This window comes from Paenibacillus xylanexedens, from assembly GCF_007676705.1.
GTDB lineage: Bacteria > Bacillota > Bacilli > Paenibacillales > Paenibacillaceae > Paenibacillus > Paenibacillus xylanexedens_C.
Map to the genome: position 1 here is coordinate 153,504 of NZ_VEBF01000003.1, position 17,268 is coordinate 170,771.

Annotated in this window: 16 protein-coding genes and 1 riboswitch; of the genes, 2 read left to right on the forward strand and 14 right to left on the reverse strand. The window is 49.3% G+C overall.

All coding sequences use genetic code 11. The features are described 5' to 3' along the window. Window positions 1-229 precede the first annotated feature (229 nt). From FS628_RS18650 to FS628_RS18700, 11 genes are all read right to left on the reverse strand, one after another. Complete coding sequence (locus FS628_RS18650; RefSeq protein ID WP_145324433.1) at window positions 230-823, reverse strand: TIGR01440 family protein; 594 nt, start codon at window positions 821-823, stop codon at window positions 230-232. 141 nt (window positions 824-964) lie between these two features. Continuing rightward, window positions 965-1,046: riboswitch (ZMP/ZTP riboswitch) on the reverse strand. Window positions 1,047-1,142: 96 nt separating this feature from the next. After that, on the reverse strand, window positions 1,143-1,715 hold the full coding sequence (locus tag FS628_RS18655) for a low molecular weight protein arginine phosphatase (protein WP_062836957.1): 573 nt from the start codon (window positions 1,713-1,715) through the stop codon (window positions 1,143-1,145). A gap of 58 nt (window positions 1,716-1,773) precedes the next feature. Then, window positions 1,774-2,334 (reverse strand): manganese efflux pump MntP, encoded by a 561-nt coding sequence (locus FS628_RS18660; RefSeq protein WP_145324435.1) that lies wholly within the window; start codon window positions 2,332-2,334, stop codon window positions 1,774-1,776. Window positions 2,335-2,512: 178 nt separating this feature from the next. Then, window positions 2,513-3,712: an L-threonylcarbamoyladenylate synthase gene (locus FS628_RS18665; protein ID WP_440131298.1), complete on the reverse strand. Its 1,200-nt coding sequence runs from the start codon at window positions 3,710-3,712 to the stop codon at window positions 2,513-2,515. Window positions 3,713-3,949: 237 nt separating this feature from the next. After that, window positions 3,950-4,609: a stage II sporulation protein R gene (gene spoIIR, locus FS628_RS18670; protein WP_145324439.1), complete on the reverse strand. Its 660-nt coding sequence runs from the start codon at window positions 4,607-4,609 to the stop codon at window positions 3,950-3,952. Between the two features lie 256 nt (window positions 4,610-4,865). Continuing rightward, window positions 4,866-6,083: an FtsW/RodA/SpoVE family cell cycle protein gene (locus tag FS628_RS18675; protein ID WP_145324441.1), complete on the reverse strand. Its 1,218-nt coding sequence runs from the start codon at window positions 6,081-6,083 to the stop codon at window positions 4,866-4,868. A gap of 365 nt (window positions 6,084-6,448) precedes the next feature. Next, window positions 6,449-7,669, reverse strand: coding sequence for an FtsW/RodA/SpoVE family cell cycle protein (locus tag FS628_RS18680; protein WP_145324443.1), 1,221 nt, complete (start codon window positions 7,667-7,669; stop codon window positions 6,449-6,451). Window positions 7,670-7,754: 85 nt separating this feature from the next. Continuing rightward, window positions 7,755-8,639 carry a peptide chain release factor N(5)-glutamine methyltransferase gene (gene prmC / locus FS628_RS18685; RefSeq protein ID WP_145324996.1) on the reverse strand — a complete coding sequence of 295 codons (885 nt, stop codon included), beginning with the start codon at window positions 8,637-8,639 and terminating at the stop codon, window positions 7,755-7,757. Between the two features lie 24 nt (window positions 8,640-8,663). After that, the gene (gene prfA, locus FS628_RS18690) at window positions 8,664-9,731 is read right to left on the reverse strand and encodes a peptide chain release factor 1 (RefSeq protein ID WP_062836950.1); all 1,068 of its coding nucleotides are present in this window, start codon (window positions 9,729-9,731) and stop codon (window positions 8,664-8,666) included. A gap of 523 nt (window positions 9,732-10,254) precedes the next feature. Beyond that, entirely contained in the window at window positions 10,255-11,355 is a 1,101-nt protein-coding gene (ychF, locus tag FS628_RS18695; RefSeq protein ID WP_145324445.1) for a redox-regulated ATPase YchF, read from the reverse strand. A 189-nt stretch (window positions 11,356-11,544) separates the two neighbouring features. Beyond that, entirely contained in the window at window positions 11,545-12,015 is a 471-nt protein-coding gene (locus FS628_RS18700; RefSeq protein WP_260871110.1) for a GNAT family N-acetyltransferase, read from the reverse strand. A 250-nt stretch (window positions 12,016-12,265) separates the two neighbouring features. Between FS628_RS18700 and FS628_RS18705 the strand changes: the two genes are divergently transcribed. Together FS628_RS18705 and FS628_RS18710 are read left to right on the forward strand one after the other, a co-directional pair. Beyond that, window positions 12,266-12,655 carry a hypothetical protein gene (locus FS628_RS18705; RefSeq protein WP_145324447.1) on the forward strand — a complete coding sequence of 130 codons (390 nt, stop codon included), beginning with the start codon at window positions 12,266-12,268 and terminating at the stop codon, window positions 12,653-12,655. A gap of 72 nt (window positions 12,656-12,727) precedes the next feature. Next, complete coding sequence (locus FS628_RS18710; RefSeq protein ID WP_145324449.1) at window positions 12,728-13,144, forward strand: hypothetical protein; 417 nt, start codon at window positions 12,728-12,730, stop codon at window positions 13,142-13,144. 150 nt (window positions 13,145-13,294) lie between these two features. Here the strand turns inward: FS628_RS18710 and fni are convergent, their stop codons facing one another. The 3 genes from fni to FS628_RS18725 form a co-directional block, all read right to left on the reverse strand. Then, entirely contained in the window at window positions 13,295-14,362 is a 1,068-nt protein-coding gene (gene fni / locus FS628_RS18715; protein ID WP_145324451.1) for a type 2 isopentenyl-diphosphate Delta-isomerase, read from the reverse strand. 279 nt (window positions 14,363-14,641) lie between these two features. After that, the gene (locus FS628_RS18720; protein WP_260871111.1) at window positions 14,642-16,108 is read right to left on the reverse strand and encodes a phytoene desaturase family protein; all 1,467 of its coding nucleotides are present in this window, start codon (window positions 16,106-16,108) and stop codon (window positions 14,642-14,644) included. A gap of 11 nt (window positions 16,109-16,119) precedes the next feature. Further along, a complete protein-coding gene (locus FS628_RS18725; protein WP_145324455.1) occupies window positions 16,120-17,268 on the reverse strand; it encodes a glycosyltransferase in 1,149 nt (382 codons plus the stop codon).

Here is a 17,268-nt window from a genome sequence, read left to right on the forward strand (position 1 = left end):
TGAATTATAAAGTGAAACTAATGTTTACACGAAAACGGCGAGTGCAACACCAATCTGAAGAAACGAAGTGGTCGCCTAAAAGCTTTCTTTAGAAAGCTACTCCGAAGCATAGGCTATCACCGGATTTCCCCTTTAAATAGGGAATAAAAAAATCTGGGGATAACAGCGATCGGAAGATGGTGATGCAATCAAAGTCAGGAGTGTAACCCAATTAGTCTCGCTTTATATGTTAGTCACAAAATGTCGAATCTGGTTGCTCTTCCATACGATACACCGCGCGTTCGCCGCCAATCAACTTCGGACGAGTCAACGCTGTGGTAACACGAGCATCTCCAACATAGCGGAGCGCTGTACGATAGGGTACGGCTACATGCCGGAGATGCATTCCAATCATCGTCTCCCCAATATCCAGGCCAGCATGGGCCTGCACATGTTCAGCCAGGCATGGATCGGTCAGCGAACGATATGCTGCGGATGCCATGGAACCTCCGGCCTTGGGCACGGGTACTGCACCAACCTCAGTCAATCCAAGACGAGTTAGCACAGAACGTTCCATTACCAGCGCACGGTTCAGATGCTCACAACATTGGAATACCGTGTCAAAACCGAACTCCTCCTGCACCTCGCGTATACCCGCAAGAAGCTGCTGCGCCACTTCAATGGCACCACTTGTACCAATTCGCTCGCCTGCGACTTCACTTGTGCTTGTACCGATCACAACGATCTGTCCAGGTCCAAGCTGTCCGGCTAGCGCCAGTTCATGCAGAATGGATGCGGTCTGTTCTTGCAATCCGGGTTGTTCCGAATCTAACTCTATAGTCATCCTATCATCGCCTCCCGATAAAATCATGCCTGCTTTCTCTTGGCTGTCCTTCGTATTCTTGCACGGCATCTCAGGTACTATTATAGCGAATAATCAGATGAAAGACGAAAAAAAGAGCAGTCTGCGGGTAACGCAGAATTGCTCTTTTGCCCAGGCGACCGGCCGTTTGTTCCGGTGCTCCATCGTGGTTATGCCCACTTCGTCGCCAGTTACACCGGATCCCTGTTTTCCCCTTCATCATAAAACAACCCGCGTCTAAAATCAACGGTTAATTTACATCACGTGTCCTGTTTCTATAACCTGCCCCGCAGGATCAGAATTATCCCAGCTTATCCAAAAGCCGATCCAATGCAGTCCGAATCTCAGCCGCCGCTATATTGTAATCATCACGACTTCCCCCAAACGGATCGGAGATATCGAAACTTGGAATTCGTTGTCTGATCTCAATGGCTCGCTCACGCTCCGATGCCAGGATCTCTTGCCCAAGGGCACGTTTCATCTCCAGCGTCGCAAACAGGCTGTCCAACTCCTGGACATCATTTAATACCTGTTCATCATCCTCCACATACTCTTTCAATGTATAGGTTTTGTGGACGGAGTCGGGAAAAACCTGCATGACATGTTGCTTGTGACTCCGTGTTAACGTAAGAACCAAGTCAGCCCAACCTACTAGATTGGAGCTAAGTTGTGTGGAATGAGGTGGTCCTTCCACGTTATGATCTCTCAACACCGCTTCCGCATGACGGGAGATCGGCATACCCGATGTTGCTGCCACACCTGCGGAACGAACCTCTACCTGAATACCGCGCTCCGATGCCAATTTTCGCAAAAGCCCCTCTGCCATGGGGCTGCGGCACGTATTTCCTGTACATACGAATAAAATATGTTTCATTGTGTTAGCCTCCCCATTTTACATATGATGCGAATGATATGATTACTCACGTTTTATTCTAGAATATAAACAAAAGTCCGAACGCAAGCAAGATTGCGCCACCAATAGCTTCGCCGTAATCACCAAGATTCTGACTCACCCGGCGGCCTAATAGCAGCCCCATTACCGACATCACCCCGCCACACACACCAAAGGCAAGGACCGTCAAAATCAGATTACTACTAAACATTCCCAGTGAAACGCCAACGGAAAATGAATCCACACTTACACTGAGTGAAAACAAAACAACGCCGAGCAGGGAACGGTGGTCCACCAGCTTGGTATCGCCTTCGCGGAATGCATTCAGAATCATATGACCACCCAGTAGAACAAGCAATCCACCCGCCGCATAAGTCGTAATGTCACCGAGCAGCGAGCTGACGTATTTGCCCATATACATGCCGATGAGCGGCATGATGATATGAAACAGCGCTGTTACTGTACTGATCCGTAATACATCCCTCAGTCGAATGCCCTTCATGCCAATTCCGATTCCGAGCGAGAACGCATCAAGGCCCAGCGCAACAGCCATGATCAAAATAGTTACCAACTGCCCTACATGGGCAGACACATCCCACATCCCCATACCCCCAAGTCACGTAAAGGTTCTTGTACACGATATGCGGACAAGGACCTAAACATGACCGATGAAAGGTAAACGATGACGGATCTATGGAATTCGATGCTGGCTTTATAGATATCTTGAAATTGTTTTGAAAAAAGGGTGATTGCTCTCCTGACTGTATGATCAGGAGAGGTTAGGAGGGTTGCTGGTCGCCAACTTGTATGAGTTGGTTACCTGCAGCCTTGAGCAGCCGATTCATGACGGCTGCACCCAGCCCTTCGCGCGAGCAGGCTTCAGCCACAATATATGTGGCGCCTTGCTCATCGCAGCTGCGCAGCGCAGCGTATAGCCGGCGCGCTGCTTCTTCCAGCTCGCTGGCGTCACCCAGCGAGAACACGGCATCGGCGCGGTACTGCTCCGCGTGCTCGGCGAACGCCAGCACCGCGGTGCGCTCTCCGCGCTGCGCCGCCTCTGCGATGGCGGCGCTGATCCAGGCCACCACCGCTGCGGGCGGCCCCTCTACCACGCACAGCGCCCCTGCGGGTGCGTAGTGCGTGTACTTCATGCCGGGCGAGCGCGGCGCCGGGCTGCCCACGCCATCGAACCCCTCCGCGAGTAGCGCGGGGTCCGTGGCGACACGGGCGGCAACGGCGGACAGCTGTTCCGCCGTAATGCCGCCAGGGCGCAGGATGGTGACGGTACCGTCGTCACCGACCTGCACGACCGTGGACTCGACGCCCACCCCGGTGGGGCCGCCGTCCACGATGCCGCCGATGCGGCCATCCAGATCCTCGCGCACATGAGACGCGAGTGTCGGGCTTGGCCGCCCGGAGCGGTTGGCGCTTGGCGCAGCCACAGGGCATGCCGCCGCCGCGATCAACTGCAAGGCCACCGGGTGGTCCGGCATGCGCACGGCCACCGTGTCCAGACCGGCGGTGACTCGTGGGGACACCGCCCCCGGCCTAACCGGCAACACGAGCGTCAATGGTCCCGGCCAAAAGGCCGCCATCAGCGCTTCTGCCGTTTCATTCACTTCCGTGACCAGCGCATCCAACTGGTCACGGTGCGCGATATGCACAATCAGTGGATTGTCGGAAGGTCGGCCTTTGGCGACAAATACAGCCTCCACGGCTGCTGTGCTACGCGCATCAGCACCCAGGCCATAGACCGTCTCGGTCGGAAAGGCCACCGTCTGACCTTGACGAATGCAGGCTGCGGCAGCCTGCAAGTCGTCGAGCGCCTGTTGATCGGGGCTCCCCTTTTTCACATCCAACCCATTAATATTACCCATTCCATGATCATTCTCAGCGCTCACCAAGACGCGTACATCCCACATCTCGGTAACCAGTTCTCCCGGAGCTTTCGTATTACGGATTTCTCTACCATCCCTCATCTCAGAGGTGTGTTGCCAAGGTTCGTTTTCTCTGCTCATATATCATCATTCCTAAACTTCAAGTAGGTTAGTTCACATACATCTTCAATATAAGTAATTATAACATACCTGTCCCGCCTCGGATGCCCTTCGCACTTCGTTCCACGCATAAGTCTCACTGTAACTTCTCCACCAATTCATATGTAAAGGGCAACTTCCTGAATCGAAGTCGCCCTTATTGATATCACTAATGCATTGTTATGCGAATAATCCAGTGACCCAACTCCATAATTTCACAGCCATGTCCCACAGAAAGAATCTCGCCTCCGGTGTATCTCCCTGCACAGATGCCTCTGCATCTCCAGGTTCAGCCGCTGCAGCGGATACGGTTGAAGGTTTCGCCAGTGCATCCCCGGTCCCTGCATCAATGAAGCACAGCGGCGGGAACAACACACACCACCAGTTCTGACCTTTTCCTTCGCCCAGCGTGATCCGAACAGCTTCATAATCTCCCGCAGGATACACGGTGCCACCATATAGTTTGGTTGGGAACGGAACAGAACCCAATTCCACCTGATACTCATAATTCAAACCGCGACTGGCCAGCTCTTCTCCTACCCGATCCTCAATCTGGGACAGATGTTCACGGATTACCTTGCGCGCTTCATCCAGACTTTGCGGATTCTCCAGCTCGGCTACCCACTCACCCATCTGTGCAACGACTGCATCTCGAATCTCGCGTTTCACCAATTGATCTCCCGGTGCATCCGAGTTTGCGAGAATCCGCAAGCGAATCGATTGTTCCGGAATCGCTGTGGCCGCCACAGCTGCATCCGTCTTCTGACCTTCCCACATCATGATAATCATCATAAGACATACAATAATAAGTCCAATTTGCTTTACAATTCGTCTGTTCATTCCATTCTCCCCCTCGGCTCTCTGATCACGTTGCCTGCAACTCTCTCATGTCTATCAGTATGCCCCGAAGAACCGGAAGTAAACCTAGCATTTGCAATAAATCTACTACATCAATTCTCTCATTTACATTCGCTCACCAGTCATGTTAAAAAGGCCGATCTGCACCTGATTACAGGGCAAATCAACCTCTCCATTTCTAATTACAATCTCGTTATACGTCCCACCGCTTTACTTTTCACCTACACCGACTCAACAGTTACACAGCACTTTTCTCTTTCTTGAGCATATTCCATAAACGTTCGGACAACCGGGGTTGCTGCTCCCCCATCAGAAGCTCATCCTCCTCTTCTTGCCCGTATAATTTAATGCTCATGACCACCCCAATACAAGCCATATTAATGAGCAAAGAGGTTCCCCCGTAACTGATGAACGGCAACGTAATGCCTGTGAGCGGCATCAGCCCGAGGAACGCCCCCACATTCTCAAACACCTGATACAATAACATTCCAATAATGCCTACAATGATGACGGGTCCAGCGCGATCTCTGCATGCCAGAGCAATCAGCACCATGCGGTGGATTAGGATAAAGTACAATAGAATCAATATGGATGCACCGACAAAGCCAAACTCCTCTGCGATTACGACAAAAATGGAATCAGAATACGTATAGGGGACTCGTCCACTCTGAACGGATGTTCCTTGCAAATAACCTTTACCGATAATGCCCCCTGATCCGATGGCTAAGCCTGCATTTTTGGTATGCCAGGAAGCCTTAGAGGTAGCTTTTTCCGGTACAAGCCATGGATCAATCCGCTCCGCCCAATGCTCCCGCTTTACCTTTTCAAGAAAGGTGAACACTTCGTCATGGTAGAAGGTATAGGCTTTGACAAAGCCAAAAAATGCCACTCCCACAATTGCCAGCCCAATCAATGCATGCTTCAGCCTCATGTTCCCGATCCAGAACACTGAAGCCAGAATCACCACATATCCCAGTGCATTACCCAAATCATTCTGAGCCATAACCAGGGCAAATGGAATAAACGCCCAGCAGCCAATGGGCACAATATCTCTCCAGAACTCCAGCGTGCTTCGTTGCCTCTTCACGATCAAATGGGCAAGGAACAGAATCAGAATCATCTTGAACAGCTCTGCCGGTTGAAAAGAAAAGTCCCCCAGCTTCAGCCAGCCGTTGGCATTATTGATCGAACTGCCCAGAACATTGGCCAGGATTAGCAGTATGATGCCCAAGCCATACAAATAAAACGCATATTTCACGTATAACTTGTAATTCACAAGCCCGATCACGAGCACTCCAATGAACCCGGCCACATAGAAATACAGCGTTTTGACATGGTGATTCGCCAGGTTGGCATCTGTCTGCGTCCCGCTGTAAATCGCAAATACACTAATAATCATGAGCAGCAGCATTACAAAAAGAATCACACCGTCCATCTTCTTCAGCATTCTCAACATGACGCCGTCCATCCCCCTGAAATCTAGCATTCTATGATTTCCAATTAAACTCAATATTACCATTGTATATAATTGGATAATAAAATGGAAATCTGGATCGCTTCAGGTTAAAAAGCAAACTATTCAATGGCGTCAATCCCACCAAAAAAAAACAACAAAAACCCCAAAACATCCACCCAATGTGACTTGGGTTGGTCTGTTCCAGGGTTCTATAGTTATATATAAGTTAACCAAGGATTATTTGCACTGACACTACGATGACAGAATAACCTTCCAATCGCTGTTATCGTGTAAAAGATTAGTTCAACTTATATAGCTTATTTACATAAATCTGACGTGCTATTTCACGGTTTGATTCGAGAACATTATTGCTCCTGCTGGGAGGGCTTGCGTCTTAACAATTTCATCACCAAGTCTGTAATACTCGGTTGTTCCGCAGAGCCAAGAATATCCTCGTTCTCTTCCGTGTGAACCTTAATACTCATTACAATTCCCATACTGATCATGTTGATCATAATTGAGGTACCACCCGAACTGATAAACGGCAGCGTAATCCCCGTCAACGGCATCAGACCAATGAATGGACCAATATTGACAAAGATCTGGTAGAGCAGCATCGCTATAATACCTACAATGAGATAAGGCCCCGCGCGATCCTTACACTCCAGTGCAATCAACACCAGCCTGTGAATAAGGATAAAGTACAGGAGAAGCAATACCGAGGCACCGATGAAGCCAAATTCCTCTCCGATCTGTACAAAGATCGAGTCGGCATAAGCCAGCGGCACCCGATTCGACTGAATCGTCGTGCCCTCCATATAGCCTTTGCCCGTAATACCGCCTGAACCAATCGCAAGCTTCGCATTATACGTCTGCCAGAGCACATCTCTTGAGGTCAGCTCTGGCACTAGCCAAGGGTCAAAGCGATCCGCCCAGTGCGAACGTCCAATGTCATTCAGGAATTTAACAATCTCATCATGATAATGAATGTACGCCTGTGTGCCGCCGATAAAAGCAGCCACAGCAATCATAAAGCCAATGAGGGCATGCGTAAATTTGATGTTGCCGATCCATAATAGACCCACAAGAATGATCACATAACTTAACGCATTTCCCAAGTCATTTTGAAGCAATACGAGTAGTAATGGCGGCAGAACACAGAGTGAGATCGGAATAACATCACGTCCGAAATAGAGCGGACGATTCTTCTTTCTGGCCAATAAGGCCGATAAAAACACAATCAGGCATAGCTTGAACAACTCAGCAGGCTGCAAACTGACCCCGAAGATGGACAGCCAACCTTTTGCACCGTAATACTCTTTACCAAAGAACATAACGAATATAAGCAGTAGCATACCCACGCCATAGATATATAAATAATTTTTGATTATGAATTTATAATTGATCATCGACATTCCAAAAAAGACTACGAATCCCAAAATATAAAAGAGAACTGCACTTTTCGCGAGACCCTCTAGCCTCGGACGACCAAACGTCGTACTGTAAATCGACAAAACACTGATAACCATCAGAATAACCAGTATAAACACAATAGAATAGTCTATCTTTTTAAATTTGTGCAGCATGTAATTATGTTCCCCCAAGCATTCAGAAATCTTCGGTATATCTCATTGTAGAGGATTTCACGGTAAAAAGAAAACCCGCGGAACCTTACATTTTCGTCACCTGTTCCGAAGTACGAACACCCAGGACATGCCGCTCGATTCCGGCAAGGTCCGGTACAATGATAATTTCCGGCCAATGTCCCGCCGTTTCAAGCAGAGCCGCGATGTCGCGAGCTTGCCCCTGGCCCAGCTCAAAACCAATGATCTGTGGCGGTCCAGGCAGCAGCGCCAGTTGCTCCAGCATGATACGGTACGGTGCAAGCCCGTCCGGACCGCCGTCCAGTGCCATGCGCGGCTCATGATCGCGCACCTCCTGCTGCAACCCGGCGATATCCGCCGCCGGGATGTATGGCGGGTTGGACACCAGGATGTCCACCCGTGCCCCTGCGAACGGGGCCAGCAGATCGCCTTCACGGAAGTCGATCTGTACGCCGTTCGCGGCCGCGTTCCGCGCGGCCACTTGCAGGGCAGCCGCCGAGAGATCCCCGGCGCCAACCTGCCAGCGCGGGCGCAGTGAAGCCATCGTCACCGCGATGGCACCACTGCCCGTGCCGATATCGACGGCGAGTGGAGCGCCGTCAGGAAACACGCGGTCGGCTTCGCGTAGCACAGCCTCGACCAACAGCTCGGTCTCCGGCCGCGGAATCAGCACAGCCGGCGTGACCTCGAACGGCAGCCCGTAGAATTCCTGGCTGCCGATAATGTATTGCGCCGGCTCACCCGCAGCCTTGCGCGTGACGGCGTCCTCCCAGCGGCTGCGATGCTCGCTGGGAAAAGGCTCCGGCTGCATCATGTAGTACTGGGCGCCATAGACGCCGAGTACATGTTCCAGCAGCAGCCGAGCATTGTTTTGCGGCTCGTACACGCCGCACTTCTCCAAAAAAGAGGAAGCCTCCACAAAGGCTTCCCGACAGCTCTGTTCCGGCGTCATGACGAACTGCGCGCGGGTCACAGATTATTCTCCTCTATCCATCAACTCGGTCTGCTGAGCAATCGTCAGTGCAGACAAGATATCTTCAATCTCCCCGTTCATGATCTGATCCAGCTTGTGCATCGTCAGACCGATACGGTGATCCGTCACACGGCTTTGCGGGAAGTTGTACGTACGAATACGCTCACTGCGGTCGCCCGTTCCCACTTTGCTCTTCCGCTCAACAGAGATCTTCGCTTCCTCTTCCATACGTTTCATATCAAAGATACGTGTACGAAGAACTTGCAACGCTTTTTCCTTATTAGAGTTCTGAGATTTTCCATCCTGACACGTAGCCACGATTCCGGTTGGAACGTGCGTTACCCGTACTGCGGATTTCGTGGTATTAACCGATTGTCCACCGGCACCACTGGAACAGAACGTATCGACACGAATGTCTTTATCATGAATTTCGATATCGAAATCTTCGGCTTCAGGCATAACCGCAACCGTTGAAGTTGACGTATGAATACGTCCGCCGGATTCGGTTGTTGGAATACGCTGCACACGGTGTGCGCCGCTTTCGTATTTCATTTTGCTATAAGCGCCACGGCCGTTGATCAGGAAAACAACCTCTTTGAATCCACCGAGATCATTTGTGTTAACGTCCATCAGCTCTACACGCCAGCCTTGTGCATCCGCATAACGTGTGTACATCCGGTACAGATCTGCTGCAAACAATGCAGCTTCATCTCCACCAGCTGCTCCGCGAATCTCAACAATAACGTTTTTGTCGTCATTCGGATCTTTTGGCAACATGAGCACACGAATCAATTCGTCCAGTTCCTTCTGGCGAGTGCTCAGTTCGTCAATTTCCATTTTGACCATTTCACGCATCTCATCGTCCAGCTTTTCGCCCTGCATTTCCTTCGCTGCTTCAAGATCCTCACTTACCTGTTTGTACTCATTGTACGCTTCGTAAGTCGGTTGCAGATCCGATTGTTCTTTGGAATATTCCCGCAGCTTTTTGTTGTCACTTGCCACATCCGGGTCACACAACAACTCGCTCAACTTGTCATAACGGTCGGCTAACGCCTGTAATTTATCCAACATATATAGTCACCTCACGCATTATTTTTCCATGCAAATATCGTTTTCAATAATTATTTCGGTTTCATAATTCATAACATCTATAATCTATATTCCACAACGCACAGGATTCTCACCGAATCCCCTGACCGCAGCATGTATTCACATTCACGTATGATCGACGTATAACATCGCTACAACGTCATCAAATCCTTTACTTTTAAAGTAAGATCAAGAAATCGTGTACCCTGTGTGAAGTCCGCTTCAGCTCATCTGTTCAAGCGCGAAATTCAACGTGGTATACGACTCTTAATTATAGCATATTCTTATGGTTCTGAATAGTAACCGATCGACGGGTAATGCAACAATATTTCTATTTTGTATATCTCGGATTGTGCTTTTCCTTTTATTATATCCACTACGTATGAACAATCCAGTACATGTATACGTTAGATAGCGATCAAAAAAATAAAAAACCCCATCATCTTCCAGAGAAGATAACAGGGCTGCAATAACTATTATTTAAACGTAGTGAACTATATAGGAATTATACGTTGAAACGGAAGTGCATAACGTCGCCGTCATTTACAACGTACTCTTTACCTTCAAGACGAAGTTGTCCGCGCTCTTTAGCACCGTTCATGGAACCCGCTGCAACCAGATCGTCGTAGGAAACAACCTCTGCACGGATGAATCCGCGTTCGAAGTCGGTGTGAATGACACCCGCTGCGCCAGGCGCTTTGGTTCCTTTACGGATTGTCCATGCACGAACTTCCTGTACACCTGCTGTGAAGTACGTATACAGACCGAGTAATTTGTAAGCTGCTTTGATCAACAGGTTCAGACCGGAATCCTCAATACCAAGTTCTTCCAGGAACATTTGCTTATCTTCGCCTTCCAGCTCGGAGATCTCTTCTTCAACCTTCGCACTGATTGGCACCACTTCTGCGTTCTCAGCAGCTGCGAATTCTCTTACTTTTTGCACGTAAGCATTGTTCGCCACGTCGCCGATTTCGTCCTCAGCTACATTGGCTGCGTATAGAACAGGCTTCAGGGTCAGCAAGTGCAGATCGCGTACAATCAGACGCTCATCATCGGTAAGTTCCATGCTGCGTGCTGGCTTGTCTTCGTACAGAACAGCCTTCACTTTCTCCAGCACTTCTACTTCTTGAGAGGCTGCCTTGTTGCCGCCCTTCATGTTTTTCTTGGAACGATCGATTTTTTTCTCAACACTCTCGATATCGGCCAGAATCAGCTCCAGATTGATTGTCTGGATGTCGCTTACCGGGTCAATTTTGCCATCGACGTGTGTAATGTTCTCATCTACAAAGCAACGTACCACGTGTACAATTGCATCTACTTCACGAATGTGGGCAAGGAACTTGTTACCAAGACCTTCGCCTTTGCTCGCACCGCGAACAAGACCTGCGATATCTACAAACTCAAACGCCGTTGGTACTGTTTTCTTAGGTACAACGAGTTCTGTCAGTTTGTCCAAACGCTCATCGGGTACTTCAACGATCCCCACGTTAGGGTCAATCGTACAGAACGGATAGTTTGCCGATTCGGCACCTGCTTGTGTAATTGCATTAAACAATGTAGATTTACCAACGTTAGGCAGACCCACGATTCCAGCTTTCAAAGCCATGTATATGACAACTCCTCATTGATTACTTGTTCGGTATGGATAATCCTATACATTATATATGACAAACCCCAAGGCATCAAGGAACTTCGCCAATTCGACCAGAGTCCCATCCGCTTCCCGAAATCCCCGGTTACTGCGGTTGATTCGTTTTTCGTATATAACTTGGGATTAGATTATCCGCTTTTAGATTTACCTTTTGATTTCCTTGTACATCGTCAGATCCGTTACCTCATATCCCATCTTGCGATACAGGCTGCTCGCCCGCACATTATGTCCAAACACATGCAAACCAATGCGATCCACCCCAAGACTCAAAGCCGTCTGTTCAAGCGCCTGCATTGTCTCTGTTCCGTATCCCTTACCACGGTGTGCTTCTTCAACCACAATATCCAGCAAAAAGGCATCTTTCCCGCGACGATTATCCGTGATATTAAACCAGATATACCCCACATTGCCGTCCACAGGATGCACCAGATTGTAGAGATACGCTCCGGGTGTATTCAAGCCTTCTGGCAGATAACGTTCATAAGATTCCTCCGCCAGTTGCTGCGCCTCTTCCTCAGCCCAGGTACCCGCTTCTACTTTTTCTTCTGCAAAATCCTTAATCGATCGAATGCGAAAACTCGCATAATCTTCCTGATTCATTGGAGAAAGTTCCAACTTATTTCCCTCCTCATTTGAGTGTTCTATGTATGATCTCTGTGCACTCTTTTATGCACTACTATATCGTATTGTATCTCGTTATCCAGCTTAGTGCTTGAAGTTATTCTGACGATTTAAATTTGAGTTTCATATTATTCATTTTGTTTATAACTATTGATCTCTTCCCAGCGTTTATTAATTCATAAAGGAAAGGAGTGGATCATACCTGAGAACACGTCGCCCTCTCTCCAAAAATAAAATTATTATCTTGTCCGCCATCATACTCGGAATCGGCATCATCGCTTTTATGTGCTTTCTGAATGCAGTCGATCCCTTTCGCCATTTAAGAATCACAATCCACAATCAGTCCGACTATGAACTCACCAATATTCAGACGAGCCTGACTACAGGTGGCAACTCGTTCAATACTAAGAAGGGTTCCCTACATTTATTGGAGGAGAATATCCCCAGCGGTGAGGATCTAAAATTCGCTCCACAGCTGCAAGTTTCAGGAGAATCGTCTGTTTACCTTACGTTTACGAACAGTCGTGGAGAAACATATAACGAGGTGGTATGTGGTTATACGGAATACTTATCCGGCAATTCCTACGTTACTGTAACCAATGAGAATGTCACCGTGAAAGAGGAATGTATGTAATCATTCGGCAACACGATTATGTAAGTAATTGGAATATGATTACATACTACCAGCATATAGGAGGAAATTACATTGTCTTTCAACATAATTTTAGGTGCAGGTCTAGCTTTGTCTATATTACTTTCTGCACATCCAGCTAGTGCTAACCCTCCAATCACTGTGGAGAAACCTGATGATTCGATTATTACTCCAATGGATATACAGCTTATCAGACCAGATCGTTACAGCAGTTACAATGCATATGAGAGATCTTTCACATTGGATCCTGACAATGGTGAAGATACCAATATTTGGATTCAGAACACTAGTACAAATACGATGTATTCCAAAGTTACCGTGGGCAATCTTTCCCCAATTGACGTTCCAATCGAGAAAGGGACTCAAACAAAAATAAGAATAGGTGTCATAGGCACAACAAAAGTCAAAGTTTATGTCTACAGTTCAACAGGGCATAAAATTGACATGAATATCAGTGCCCGACAATTTTAATATAAAAAATAAAGAGAGAGGATATTTTTTTGAAATATTCTCTCTCTTTATTTTTGTTCCAGATTATATAGAAAGCTTATGAGTAGACTCAAAATACATAATTATATAATGCGCAAATAAGTTTATATCACCTTCATTTTAACTCCCGGCCTAACGCCGTTCCGCCAGACGTGACGTCTGCTTCAAATCCTCGATCCGCCCAGCCCCAATGCCAAACATCACGGTACGTAGCTCGAATTCGACCTGTTCTAACCGCTCGTTCAGCGCATCATCGGAAGCTACTGCGGATTCGAGTAGAGATCGGCCAAAGCCAGCCAGATCCGCACCGAGCGCGAGGGCTTTGGCTGCATCCACGCCTGTGTATAGTCCACCGCTGCCAATCAAGGCGCCCGCTGGGTTCAGCGCTCGTACTTCCTGAATACACTCCGTTGTGGGAATGCCCCAGTCGGCAAAAGCTTCAGCTGCTGCCCGGCGTACCGGGTTATTGTTGCGGTACTTCTCTACCTGTACCCAGCTTGTACCACCTGCACCGGCTACATCGATAAATGCAACGCCCGCTTCATACAAGGCTTTCGCCGTCACACCATCGATGCCAAATCCTACTTCTTTTACGCCAACAGGCACGTCTAGCTCACGACACAAGTTCTCAATCCGCTGAAATAATCCACTAAAGTTGGTGTTACCTTCCGGCTGAAAAACCTCCTGCAACGTGTTCAGATGAAGCACGAGCATGTCCGCTCCCGCAATATCTACGGCGCGCTGGAAGTCAACCGTGGTGAAGCCATAGTTCAGCTGCACCGCGCCCAGGTTGGCAATGACCGGGATGTCCGGTGCCCAGCGCCGCACATCGAAGGTACTCGCGAGTTCCGGCTGTTCCACGGCAGCCCGGATCGAACCTACGCCGAGCGCCCACCCTCTGGCGTTCGCTACTCGGGCGAGGCGCTCATTGATAGCGCCCGTTGTTTTGCTTCCACCCGTCATCGAACTGATGAGCAAGGGTGTGCGTACTTTTTTCCCAATAAACGAAGTCTCCAGATGCACCTCTTCAAAATTCAGCTCCGGCAGTGGGTGATGACGAAAAGCATACCGTTCCATGCCGCTGGTTACCCCTTCTCCTGCCACATTCTCCTCAAGACAGAGGCGCACGTGTTCCAGCTTCCGTTCTCCCGTAGCCACTTCGGGAAGCAGCCGTTCGCCGGCTCGCTCTTGTTCATTCATGATGAGACCTCCTATGTGAGAATCGTGCGGATCGACAGGATAACCTGCCTGTTCCTAGCTTCTATGTATATAAGTCTTTTGTAAAAAAGACAAAACATTTATTAAATAAGCATTACAGCTCAACTCTATCCAGTATAACGTTCCAATCCTCCTATTGAAAGGATGCCCCGACACCAAATATCTCACTTAAATCTCGGAGCACCACTATCATATGCCTGCTTAAAAGCACGGATCATCCCTCGCTGAATGAACTTCACTCCATCATCCTGCGCAACGAACTTATCTCAAGATTTCCGATGCCAACTGCTCACCAACAAGCTGTCCGGACAACGTTACAATCGGGGTTCCACCGCCCGGATGTGTCGTTCCGCCGACGTACCAGAGTCCTTGTACATCTTTGCTTCGGTTGCCCGGCCGCATGAAAGTCTGCTTCACGGAGTTGGAAGAGATGCCATAGATCGACCCTTGATGCGCCAAAGTATCCCGTTCAATATCTCGCGGCGTATACCGGATCAGCACATCGGATTGTTTCAAACCGGTAATTCCCCGCGTCGCTAACTGTTCAAGCACAAACTCCCCGTAACGTTCCGTCTGTTCCTCCCAATTCCACGAGTCCGACAAGTAGGGGGCATTGACCAGAATGAACAGGTTACTGGCTCCCGCCGGAGCCATGCCTTCTTCCGAATAACCGGAATAACAGATGTAGATCGTGGGATCGGCGGGCATTTTACGTTCACGGAAAATATGGTCGAACTCCGGTTCATACCGTTCCGGGAAGAAGACCGTATGGTGCAGCAGCGCATCATATTGTCTTCGCATACCCGCCAGCGTCACAAATCCCGAAATGGATGGCTCGTACTTCCGTATGCGGGCATCACTCATCTCTTTTCGGTGTTCCGGTGCGAGTAGCAGTCGATTCACACTAAGCACATCTCCATTGGCAACCACCTGATCGGCTTCCCGGAAGCCTTGATCCGTATCCACGCCAGCCACTTTGCCGTTCCGAACAACAATCTGCCGGATTTCTGTGCCGGTAATGATCCGTACGCCTTTTTCCCGTGCCAGCCGAGTCATTCCTTCGATCAGTTGATAGGTTCCACCCTTGACCCCGTAGATGCCCATGTCTGCTTCCACATGCCCCATCATGGCAAAGATGGAAGGCGACTGATACGGCGATGATCCCACATAGGTCGCGTATCGTCCGAACATAGCCAGCGTATGCGGATGTTGGAAATACGAACGCAGCAGCTTATCCAGCTTCACCGTTGGGCGTACGCGGAGCAGGCTGCGCAGCATCTGAAGATTGTATTTGTCAGAAGGAGACAGCAACAACTTACCCAGAAAATGACGATTGGCTTCCGCATACAGTGCAGCAGACTCATCCATAAACGCATCATAACGAGACGCATCCTCCGGACTATACGCCGCGATCTGCTCCTTCATCCACCCGCGATTGCCTGACAAATCTACCACTGTGCCATCTGCGAATACATTACGCGTTCGCGGTTCTAGCTCATATAGCTGTACGTAATCTTCCATCGCTACACCCGCATGGTCGAAGACTGAACGAAAGGTGGATGGCATCGTGATCGTACTCGGTCCCCGGTCAAAATGATACCCGTCCCGCTCAATCTGCTGCAGCTTGCCACCTACGTGTTGCTGTCGTTCCAGAATGGTCACCTGCACACCTTGTAAAGCCAGTCGTATCGCACACGACAGACCTCCGAATCCTGCACCGATAATCATGACGTTACCTCTCAACTGTACCGCCTACCTTTCCATACATACCCCTTGCCGGAGCGGCCTGCCTGCCAGGAAGCGAGTCCGATGGCTATGACACAGGCCATGCTGACCGGTTGCAGAAAGGCAAGCCACCAGGGTTGTCCGCCAGCATGATCCGCGACTCTTTTCACAGCCATACCCAGTAATGTTACTAACAATCCATACAGAATAAACGTTAAATTACCTGTGACTAACCCAATAATCAAGCCCAGCGGAGGCACAATATACATCAGCGTATACATCAACATCGTGCCAAGCAGCAGTACGTCTTTGCGTCCCATACCTTCGTACATGTTTTTCTTGTATCCGTTCCATACTTCTGCACCGTTCTGATACATGCGGGTATTCGTTACGTCATGCACGTCTGTCAGCATCACCGGATGACCTGCACGCTTGACTGCTTTGGCGAGACTCATGTCATCCACCAGATGCGCCTGAATGGCAGCATGACCGCCGGATGCTTCGTAACTGGAGCGATGAATTAGCAAAAAAGCCCCCGTAGCGGCCACAAACATCGGACTGGATGATCTGCGTATCATGAAAATGGGCAGATGACTGATGATGGTGAAGACCATCATCGGTACGACAATTTTTTCCATACACGTCTTCGTTACCTGATAAGGAAAACCGGTTACCAGTCCACCGCTTTGCTCACACCCTGCCGCAAGAGTCTGCCGAATGGCACTTGGCTCCAGACGCACATCCGCATCCACGAACATATACCATTCTCCCTTGGCCTCCTGAACCAGCCTGTGACACGCATGGGATTTCCCCATCCAGCCCTCGGGAAGATCGACACCATGCAGTAGACGCACACGCGCATCACGGTCGGCAATCGCTTGTACCATGGCGGCTGTCTCATCTTCGGAGCGATCATCCAGCACCAGCACTTCCATCCGGAATCCCGATGTATCGCTCGCAAGCACACTTTCCAGACATCCTTCGATATGTAGTCTTTCATTTCTCGCCGGAATCAGTACCGAGACCAGCAGGTCCGGTGGTTGTATTCTGTCCGGACGGAATGAACGTACTTTGGGCAGACAGGAGACGTTCCATAGAGCGAACAGCAACTGTATGCCCAATATGCATGTAACCACAATCCAGAAGATTTCAGATGCATTCAT

Excerpts from the sequence above, each read along its gene's own strand:
- spoIIR (WP_145324439.1), bottom strand. The coding sequence starts at position 4,609 with ATGAACAGACGAATTGTAAAGCAAATTGGACTTATTATTGTATGTCTT.
- FS628_RS18725 (WP_145324455.1), bottom strand. The coding sequence starts at position 17,268 with ATGAATGCATCTGAAATCTTCTGGATTGTGGTTACATGCATATTGGGC.
- prfA (WP_062836950.1), bottom strand. The coding sequence starts at position 9,731 with ATGTTGGATAAATTACAGGCGTTAGCCGACCGTTATGACAAGTTGAGC.
- fni (WP_145324451.1), bottom strand. The coding sequence starts at position 14,362 with ATGAATGAACAAGAGCGAGCCGGCGAACGGCTGCTTCCCGAAGTGGCT.
- FS628_RS18650 (WP_145324433.1), bottom strand. The coding sequence starts at position 823 with ATGACTATAGAGTTAGATTCGGAACAACCCGGATTGCAAGAACAGACC.
- FS628_RS18675 (WP_145324441.1), bottom strand. The coding sequence starts at position 6,083 with ATGTTGAGAATGCTGAAGAAGATGGACGGTGTGATTCTTTTTGTAATG.
- ychF (WP_145324445.1), bottom strand. The coding sequence starts at position 11,355 with ATGGCTTTGAAAGCTGGAATCGTGGGTCTGCCTAACGTTGGTAAATCT.
- FS628_RS18665 (WP_440131298.1), bottom strand. The coding sequence starts at position 3,712 with ATGAGGGATGGTAGAGAAATCCGTAATACGAAAGCTCCGGGAGAACTG.
- FS628_RS18720 (WP_260871111.1), bottom strand. The coding sequence starts at position 16,108 with ATGATTATCGGTGCAGGATTCGGAGGTCTGTCGTGTGCGATACGACTG.
- FS628_RS18660 (WP_145324435.1), bottom strand. The coding sequence starts at position 2,334 with ATGTGGGATGTGTCTGCCCATGTAGGGCAGTTGGTAACTATTTTGATC.
- FS628_RS18680 (WP_145324443.1), bottom strand. The coding sequence starts at position 7,669 with ATGCTGCACAAATTTAAAAAGATAGACTATTCTATTGTGTTTATACTG.
- FS628_RS18655 (WP_062836957.1), bottom strand. The coding sequence starts at position 1,715 with ATGAAACATATTTTATTCGTATGTACAGGAAATACGTGCCGCAGCCCC.
- prmC (WP_145324996.1), bottom strand. The coding sequence starts at position 8,639 with ATGACGCCGGAACAGAGCTGTCGGGAAGCCTTTGTGGAGGCTTCCTCT.